Source organism: Synechococcus sp. R3-13 (assembly GCF_047462195.1).
Taxonomy (GTDB): Bacteria; Cyanobacteriota; Cyanobacteriia; order Thermostichales; family Thermostichaceae; genus Thermostichus.
The window spans coordinates 1-8075 of sequence record NZ_JANSIO010000315.1; the positions used below are offsets into that span (position 1 = coordinate 1).

At 54.9% G+C, this 8075-nt stretch carries 9 protein-coding genes; all 9 read right to left on the reverse strand.

The window, feature by feature from the left end:
• Positions 1-102: 102 nt before the first annotated feature.
• Complete coding sequence (gene cas2 / locus NW856_RS09785) at positions 103-381, reverse strand: CRISPR-associated endonuclease Cas2 (RefSeq protein ID WP_414329659.1); 279 nt, start codon at positions 379-381, stop codon at positions 103-105.
• The gene (gene cas1 / locus NW856_RS09790; RefSeq protein WP_414400025.1) at positions 381-1370 is read right to left on the reverse strand and encodes a CRISPR-associated endonuclease Cas1; all 990 of its coding nucleotides are present in this window, start codon (positions 1368-1370) and stop codon (positions 381-383) included. The genes cas2 and cas1 overlap by 1 nt, the downstream gene beginning before the upstream one ends.
• Entirely contained in the window at positions 1370-1669 is a 300-nt protein-coding gene (csx18, locus tag NW856_RS09795; RefSeq protein ID WP_414400026.1) for a CRISPR-associated protein Csx18, read from the reverse strand. The genes cas1 and csx18 overlap by 1 nt, the downstream gene beginning before the upstream one ends.
• 23 nt (positions 1670-1692) lie before the next feature.
• On the reverse strand, positions 1693-3510 hold the full coding sequence (locus NW856_RS09800; RefSeq protein ID WP_414400028.1) for an RAMP superfamily CRISPR-associated protein: 1818 nt from the start codon (positions 3508-3510) through the stop codon (positions 1693-1695).
• 30 nt (positions 3511-3540) lie between these two features.
• The gene (locus NW856_RS09805) at positions 3541-4182 is read right to left on the reverse strand and encodes a Uma2 family endonuclease (RefSeq protein ID WP_414400029.1); all 642 of its coding nucleotides are present in this window, start codon (positions 4180-4182) and stop codon (positions 3541-3543) included.
• Positions 4182-4574 (reverse strand): hypothetical protein, encoded by a 393-nt coding sequence (locus NW856_RS09810; RefSeq protein WP_414400031.1) that lies wholly within the window; start codon positions 4572-4574, stop codon positions 4182-4184. The genes NW856_RS09805 and NW856_RS09810 overlap by 1 nt, the downstream gene beginning before the upstream one ends.
• A 24-nt stretch (positions 4575-4598) precedes the next feature.
• Positions 4599-5369: a type III-B CRISPR module RAMP protein Cmr4 gene (cmr4, locus tag NW856_RS09815; RefSeq protein ID WP_414400032.1), complete on the reverse strand. Its 771-nt coding sequence runs from the start codon at positions 5367-5369 to the stop codon at positions 4599-4601.
• A 50-nt stretch (positions 5370-5419) separates the two neighbouring features.
• Positions 5420-6559, reverse strand: coding sequence for a type III-B CRISPR module-associated protein Cmr3 (locus tag NW856_RS09820; RefSeq protein WP_414400034.1), 1140 nt, complete (start codon positions 6557-6559; stop codon positions 5420-5422).
• Positions 6556-8075, reverse strand: a 1520-nt coding sequence (gene cas10, locus NW856_RS09825) for a type III-B CRISPR-associated protein Cas10/Cmr2 (protein WP_414400035.1), incomplete at its 5' end; no start/stop codon positions are given. The genes NW856_RS09820 and cas10, both read right to left, overlap by 4 nt.

Genomic DNA, 8075 nt, shown 5'->3' on the forward strand with positions numbered 1-8075 from the left:
CGGCCTTTGCGGCTTTTGGCGGATCGCTCGCGCAGGCGTTGATACCGTTTGAGTGTGCTTTTGGAAACACCGAGTGCTTAAGTAGGAAGAGACTTGCCTGAGCTACACAATGACCGAGCTGGGGGGTGCAGTCAGGGCAGGCCCACCCCAGATTTCCACCTGGGCGAGGACATAGCTAGTGAGCGGATAGAAGCGGACGCTGTCTTCCTCGGGCTTGATCTTCTTGCGGAGCCGCAGTTTGAGCTCCTCGAACTTGTCTTTGTCGAGGACGCACTCAAACACGCTGTATTGCACGCGCTTGCCGTAGCCTTCTAGCAGGTCGGCAATTTTCTTGCGTCGCTTGTCGCAGGGAGTATCGTAGGTAACAACATAAAGAAACATCAGCGAATCCGGTAGGGCTGGTACAAATCTTGAGGATTATAGACGGATTGCTTAAACTTTTTAACTTGCTGCGTTAGCAGATCCCAGCGGGGTTGATCTCCGTCAGGGGTCTGGATGGATCCCTCCATTCTTTGGATGAAAGCTGTAAGGTACTTTTTCCTGCCACTATCACTTAGAAAACAGCCACCATCGCGATACTCAAAGTCTTCTTCGATGTTCATAATGCCCTTGTTGATCAGCCAGAGGACTATTGAATCTACAATAGGCGCCCGAAATTCTTCCAGTAAGTCCGAAACCAGAGCAGCATGGCGTTCACTGCTAGCGTGCAAGCAACCCTGATAGGGATCCAAATCTTGCAGCTCAATCAGGGTTAATAGATGGTTCCAGAGCACCATGTAGCCAAAGCTGAGCATGGCATTAACCGGGTTAGTGGGCGGCTGTCGAGTGCGGTTAAGCAAAACAAAGCCCCTTTGCTGAAGGCAATTTCCCAATTCCGGGAAATACAGAGCCGCAGCCGCTCCTTCAATGCCCCGCAATTGATCTAGAGACTTGGCCTCAAGAGCTTGAGCAGCCAAATGTTCCAGACTGCGCAGGGTCAGATCCCCTGTTTCAGTGGGGCGTTGCCTGAGCTGCCTCATCAGCAGCACCCGGCTATTGAGCAGCTTGGCTCGCACCATCTGGGCTGCCGTTTGCAATCGCCATTCTTCAGGGAGCGCTTGTTGCAAATGAGCTAAGCGGCGGTAGCCCCTTGCAATGGGAATAAGGCGACCGTAGCAGTAGCCCAGCCGCGAGAGATAGGCAATAGGAATATTCCGCCTCAGGCACGCTCTCACTACGTCTGTGGTGACCTGGGATCGGCCAAAGATTAAAATTTGCTCCAGCAAGGGTAGAGGCACCTCCTGCAAGAGCGACTCGCCCAAATAGACCATTACGAACTCTTGCTTAAGGCTTAGCCTACACCCCTGCTGAGAGACATATAAAGTTCGCATTATTCGTCATGACGACGCAGATCTTCAGCGCCTCGCCTCTGCTCTATGGCATTGCCGGGTTTAGAGCGGCCACGCTCCGGTAAAATCTCAACATCAATTTCAGGACTTGACAAGAAACCCATCACGATCTCGGCCAGACTGCCCGAAAAGAAGCTGGCAATCATGACAAGGATCGTGTTTGTAATTACGGCTGCCAATCCCAAAGGGGCAATCAGTAAGATGGCCAGTGTGATTGAGCCGTTGATTAAAGCTGTGATTAGACTTGTTAGAGCTTTGACGTTGATTTTCCTTCTCGACATGTTGAGCCTCCTCTAACCTCCTACTACCGGAATGGCCAGATTTGAGCAAAGCCAACTGCTCTTCTCTCAAGGTTTTCAAGATATGTTTTCCTAGGATTCGCAGTTGCCCCAAAAACGGTAACCACCTGATAGTCATCCAAGTCCGCAATCCAGACAGGGGACGGCACCACACCTCCCTGAACACCTCCACATAAGAATTTGTCATACCGGCCTTCACCCTGTCGGCCCAGACGATGTAAGGTAGCCAGGGCATAGGGCTTGCTGGAGTCTTCCTCGCCGCTGCAGACTACAATCCTGCAATGGGCATCCACAGCTTCAGGCCACTTTTCTTTGCTGACCTGACCAAAGCTCCTGGGATTGCTGGGATTAATGGCCTGCCCAGTCAAAACCTGGAGTGCTTCAAAAAAGCCCCGCAGCCGCTTCTGAAAGAGTTTCTGGAATTCCTCTACCGACTCTGGCAGATTCCAAAATGAATCTTCGGAGTTGGGAATGAGGGTGGATCCCCGCCACCAAGGAGCTCTACCGCGGTCTTGGCGAGAGTAGCAGGGCCTTCTTGCCCCCTGGCCAATACCTCCCAGATGAAACAGCATCCAGGTCAGATTCCGAAAGAGCTTTTGCACTGCTTCCTGCTTCTCCTTTGAAGCATGGTTGTAGCACTCCTCAGAAAGGCTGAGAATGAGGATCCCTTCTTGCTGTCCAGCAGGCTCCCCCCTTCCCGCTTGGTTGGGTTCCGGCTCTGGTTGAGTTACTCGCCCCTTCAAAAGATCCACATGGATCCAGCCATGTTTTTGCTGGGGAGTGATGGCCCCAAAAAGTTGCCCCTCCCATTCCTGCACCTGCTTCACGGGCAAAACACCCAGGGCAAAGGTTCGAAACCAGTAGCGCAGCATGTTCTTAAAGGCTACCGGTCGGACTTCGGCAATTGATTTGTTGTCATACCGGTTCTTATCAGGTCTCCAGTTGACCACTTGCCGCCCGTGGATCAACTGACCCTCCAGCTCAAAAGGCAGCCGCAAGAATTCTCCCTTGTATTGAGATAGAGTTTTGCCAGTTTGAATCAGCCGACCGTAGCCGGTATTGACTTGGGATCCCACTCCTTGCTCCAGCCCGCGGATGAGCCATTCTTTCACTTGGGCTAACATCTCGTCGGTGCAGCCTGGGCCTTTGCGGATCCCGATTAAAAACGTGGCCTGTTTGAGAGAGAAAAAGACATTGGGATTTGCTTTATATTCCAAGCTGTTGCCATTCCATCTCCAAACGTTATTGGCAATATCAACAGCCAAGCCTCCCGACCTGGAGTTATCAGGATCCCCTTGTTTTTGAGTCTTGGTCGGCACAGGGTAGGCATCCAAAAAGATCACCTTGCCAGCACTATCTTTATCCTCAGCTTCCAGGTGCCCAAGCCAGGGTGCCACTGCTTTATCTGCCTCCTCCCAAGACAGATTGTGCTTCTGCATCAACTCTCGAATAGCCTGGGCGCGGGCTACCCCCCGCAAGGTGGAGCTGGGAATGTAGGGGATCCCTAAGTGATCAAAAGCGGGCAGCAGCATGCTCTCCGGGCCTTTGGCTCCGCCTACCCGAATTCGCCAGGAACAGGTGACCTGAAAAGTGTTTTTTTCTCCGGCAATGCGTTTGATGCGAGCATTCAGAACTTGAAGACGCGCTCCGTAGTTTGCCTTTGCTTCTGCCTGGTGCACCAGATCGACTTTGGCTCCGTCTTTGAAAGGAGTTGCTGGAGCCCTCATCCAACGCAGATATTCAATAAAGCTCGCTGTGGGATCTGGGCTGGGGTTGGGATCCAAGGGATGTCCTAACCAGGGAGCAGGACGATTGCTAGGCATTTGATCTTCTCCTAAAGCTGGAAAGCAGTATTAGGAATTGCGAAGCGTTTCCCGAAATTCGCGCAACATGGCGCTGGTGCCAATTTCTAAGGCGCGTCGAATAAGTTGAGGTACAAGACTGGAGATGTCGAAGTCTGGAAAAAGCCGGCTGCAGCTCGATTCTACGTAGTCTTCTCCCTGCAGAATAAATATCCGCAAACTTCGCTCACCCAAGATCCAAACTTCGGGCACGCCAATAGCTTTATAGGCATCGATAAAGGTCCGGGAAGTAACGTCGGACTCAATGGCCAGATCAGGCGGAGGCAACAGATCGACATCGATCCTTCCCTCACACCCTCGCACCTGCTCCAGGTGATGGACATAAAAGCAGGTGTCAGGCTCTACCCCAGCACTGCCAGACTTTTTAAGGGTTGTTGAGCCAAAATCTTCCCAGTCTCTCCCTTGAGAATCAAGGAGAGCTTTCACAATATCTCCGGCAATGCGGTGAGGGCGCTCATGTTTGGACAAGGGAGACATAATCTCTAAAGTGCCGTTGTAATAGGCAACGCGAGTGTGGCGGTCTTCCCCTAACTCCTCCAAAATGCTCTCAAAGTCTTGCCAAGTCAGCGAATGGATAACCACTTGGCTTCCTTCATACAGGGAAATAGACTGGATTGGAACAGCTACACTCATTAGTCCCCCCCGCTAACGTCATGGTAAATGGCTGTAGCCCAGAAGCTGAATTCTTGCGCCAAAGCAAGTCCCAGCCCTGTTAAACCCAGGTACTCTTCAACTCCCAACCCCATGAGACGATCCAGGCCGTTGGATTTGGCAATTTCGTTTTGACCGGAGATCTTTTCTAGGCAATCGAAAAACTCCTTGACCACCTCTTTTTTGCCCTCTTGGCTAAGGGCATCTTCTTCGGCCTTGAGGCGCAGCAAACCCCAGGTGGAAAGATAGGTGTACAGCTCCACAGCCTGGTTCTTCTGCTCTTTTAGCCTTTCTGTATCCTTGGTTTGTGCTCTGAGCTGGCACAGGGATTCGTAAACGGGCTTGGCTAATGTACGCGGGTCAAAGCTATTCATAAAACCTCCCTCCTAGGTTGAGATCTAGTTCAAAGACAGCTCCACAAAGCCTCGGCCCAAGCTTTCCTGGCCGCCAATCTGCATAATCTGGTTGGATTGCAGCAGATCTCGAAACTCTTTCATTGCCTCCTCAGAACTGCCATTTGCTTGGGCTGTAACCCCCCAGGTAAAGTACATCAAGCTGTCAGGAGGAATGGCCTCTTCATAGCGGAAGCCTCCTTCCACAACCTTGTGCTCGCTAAGCTTGACTTTCACCTGCCGCCACAGGCTCATTTGAATGAGGGTGGCACAGTGCTGATCGGGTAAAACAATCACGCGACTGATATTAGGATCTTTGGTGTAGCTCTTCCATTCCGACCATTGTCGAAGACCCTCTTTGAGAATGGCATCTTTGAGGTAAATGGGGCGGTTAGTGCCCAAGCTCGTACTGTAGGGATCCGGCACTGACAGATTCTGGCCTGTTAGCCGCAGCCAGCGCTTGAGCAGAAGCGGGCAGCTTATCCACACCACCCCGTGGCTGAGGGAGGGCACCGGGATCCAAAGCAAGGAGCCATCTCCAATCCAAATGGATCCCTGGGTCAGCTGATCCCCTTCCCCAATTTCGTTGCCAAAGAGCTCAAATTTTTTGTCTTTATCGGCCACGCTGGCCCGCAACCTGCCCCGAATGGTGCTGGAAGGGATGTAGGGTAAATGGGTGTGGGATTCGCGGGCAATGCCCAAGAGGTTGCCTTCTTGGGTGGTGCCGCCAGTGTGCAGAGGGGTCAACAAGGTGAGATAGACTACGTGAAAAGCCATGGGAAAACACTCCTTCATCAACTCTGAAACAGAACTTCAAACACCTGCGCTCAGTCGGCCCAACGGAGCCAAAGCAATTCGCTGTAGCCCAAAAGCCGCCAGCGGTGGAACACGTTGAGCCGGCCATCTTCTAGCTCGGGCTCTTCTTGGTTGAGGGGGGCCGGTTGCTCCAGGTAGTAGACACTGCCAGGAGGCGCTGCAAAAACTTGAGGAGCGGGTAGGCTCATCTGTCGCGGCTCTTGGGGGTGATCTACCCGCAGGCGGCCGTTGATGGGAACGGGCTTGCCGGTGGCCACGCTCACCAGGGGGCCGGTGAGGGAGTGAGCAGGATGGGGAGTGGCCAATCGCCATTCCCACGGCCAGGCACGGCAGAGGGAACGCCCGTCCACCTTCTTGATGAACACACCTGGGGTCGCTAAGTAGGCCAAAGCGCGTCGGGCTTGGCAAAAGGCGGCCTGAGAAAGGGCCTGCAACTGCTGCCACTGCGCCTGCAACTTCGGACAAGGGGCTAGCAAGGCACCGTGGCCTTCTCCCCCCAGCCGCACAACCACTTCTTGCTGCAGGGGCAAGGGATCCCAGGCTTCGCGATCTGGATCCCAGCCCTCGATGGAAAGGGCCAAACTCCAGCCCGGCTGAAGACGGATGCAGGTCTCCACAAAGTAGCCATCGGCTTCTCGCACTTGCCGCTTGCTCACCTGCAGGGTGTTGTGGGGCCGTACTTCATACTTCAACGGCGGCTTAACGGCCTGGCTGAGATCCCAGCCTTTGCCTTCCAGCGCCTTTTGCACCACCTCGAAGGGCAGGTAGCCTCCCGTTTTTTTCTTCTTGCTGCTCTGGCTGCCTTCGGGTTCCTCCTCTACCGGCCTCAAGGAAACCAAGGGGGCTGGCCGGGTGGGATCCCAGTGGCAATGGAAGTAGGGATCCGTCTTGTCCAACCAAGGAACGGGAACAAGGGGGAATCCGTCTTCCAGATGCAGAGGGGCGGGGAAATAGAGCCTTTCGTCGTGGCAGAGAAAGGGGCCCCGCAGCCGCAGCGTCATCGGCTGGCCCAGGTAGGCTTGAACAGCCCCGGCCAAGGTGTGGCCACTGGGGGGAAAGCTGCTATTGGCCCAGGCCCGCTCTCCCGGCGCAAAGGGCTTGGCATCTCGAAACATCCACACATCCAGGGGTGATAGGGTAAACCAACTCATCGGCTGTTCCTCCCCAATTTCACGGTGCGGTTGCGCAGCACAAAAGCTGCCAACTTGAACCAGTTTTTGATCTCCAGATCCCACGCCTGCGGCTGGGCGGGTAGGCTGTGCTGCCAAAAATGCTGGATAAACTCCACAAGCTTGTTCTGGAAGTGCTCTTTCTGCTCCGATTCCTGTTTGAAGAGATCCCGGCGGCTGCAGAACAACCGGGCCCACTCGCGCACTGCCTCTAGGCTCGGAGCTGGGTGTTGCTCCCAAAGCTGGGCCGCTTGTTCAAACAAAGAGCTTTGATCCTGCTGCTGGCCCATGAGCTTCCAGTCAAAATCAAGGAGGTCTTTCCACTTGTCGAACGTGTCGAATTTGCAGGTGCTCACCAGTTGGTTGCCATTGGCAAACAGCACCCGCACCTGCACGCTGTCTTTGGGGCAGCCATGGGCATAGAGGTGGCTCTTGGCTTCTTCTTCCGCTTGCCAAAGGTTTTCCAGGGCAATGGCCAGAGGCACCGAGTGATGGGCAATCACCACGCCGAAGCTGATGGTGGCTGCGGATCCCAGGGTAAAGAGGGGGCGCTGGCTCAAACCTTCGGGAGGCCGCCCTTTTTTCCACTGCCAGTAGTCCCCCAGGTTCTCAAACTCCCGCCAGTCATCCTCTCCCCCCCGGAAACACTGGCGAATATCCCACAGCCAGCCATCCCACTCCCAGAGGTTGGTGTAGGCCAAAACGTCGTCCCCGCCGGCGTAGATGAGCTTGCCTGCATAGCGTTGCTCTGTTAGGTAGGGCACCAACTGGCCGGAAAAATCCAGCAGGGCGCGGCTTAGGGCGCTGTGGGTGGCAGGCCCCATGCGCTTGCGGCTGTTTTTGACAAACTTCTGAAAAGCGTCTTTGACTTGCTCCAGCTCCTCCTTGTCCTTGCCAAAGACCTCGCCAATGGCTTCCGTTTGCCCGTTGGCCAGCCGCTGTAGGGGTTGAGGCAGATAGTCGTAGTAGGATTTCATCTTCTCACCCCTGAGCCATTTGCCCATGTCGTCCCCATCCCCGGCAGCCAGCACGTACCAACTGGCGGGGTTAACGCTGGGGTAGTAGCGGCCTAGAAGCGTCTCGATGTCCTGCCGGTAGCTTCTTTGCGTTTCCTCGTCCAGCTCCAGGTCTTCCACCAGCCAACCGGCATTGAGCAGACGGGGATGGTAGCGCAGGTTCTGCCGGTCGGCCCACGGGATCCCCCATTTGCCCCGCATTTCCCGCAGCACCCCTCTGACCTCCGGGTAGCGGGCCTCCACTGCCTGACAGGCCTGCTCGAAGTGCTCTCGTTCCCGTCGCCCTTGGGTTTTGAGGTAGCCGGCTACGCCAGCGGTGAGATCCGGGTAGGAAGCGGCAATCTGGTCTTCATCCAGCTCGCGGAAGAGCTCCGGCAGCACTTTGTACAAGCCCCGCTTGAGGATTTCGGTGGCATTGAGCTGCTCGCGGCCATCGAAGAGCCCGGCCTGCCGTTGCCAAAGCCGCCGACTCTCCCCTTCTG